1 pseudogene is annotated in these 576 nt (G+C 56.1%); it reads left to right on the plus strand.

What is annotated here, in order from left to right:
• The first annotated feature begins 113 nt into the window (after window positions 1-113).
• Window positions 114-511 (plus strand): annotated as a pseudogene (locus Q9J80_RS10820) (helix-hairpin-helix domain-containing protein).
• Window positions 512-576: the final 65 nt, after the last annotated feature.

The following is a 576-nucleotide window of genomic DNA, read 5'->3' on the forward strand; positions in this document are numbered from 1 at the left end:
GTTCTTCCATGCGAAAGTAGGTCACTGCCAAACACCCTTTCAGAAAACCCCCGATTATTCGGGGGTTTTTGCCTTACCCGCAAAGCGGGTCGGGGAATGCGGGCTTTGGGCGGATGCGGGGCTTGAAGCGTCCGGGTATTCATTTTAAAATGACACACCTTATCGTCCGCAGGATGCGGTTTTATTGTTTGCAACCCTTAAAGGAAAAACCATGAAGAAAATGTTCGTGCTGTTGTATATGCTGTTCTCCTGCGCCTTCTCCCTTGCGGCGGTAAACGTCAATGCCGCTTCGCCTCAGGAGCTGGAGGCGCTGCCGGGAATAGGTCCGGCGAAGGCGAAAGCCATTGCGGAATACCGCGCGCAAAACGGTGCGTTCAAGTCTGTGGACGAGTTGACGAAGGTTAAGGGCATCGGCCCGGCGGTGTTGGCGAAGCTGAAGGACCAGGCTTCGGTCGGCGCACCCGCACCCAAAGCCCCCGCCAAACCGGCTCTGCCCGCAGCTAAAAAATAGGGGAACCTGTAAGGGAAGGGGCATCGGCTGCCGCCGGTGCTTTTTTGTTTGGAAGGGAAATGGCT

The organism is Neisseria blantyrii (assembly GCF_962747855.1).
In the GTDB taxonomy this organism is placed as follows: Bacteria; Pseudomonadota; Gammaproteobacteria; order Burkholderiales; family Neisseriaceae; genus Neisseria; species Neisseria viridiae.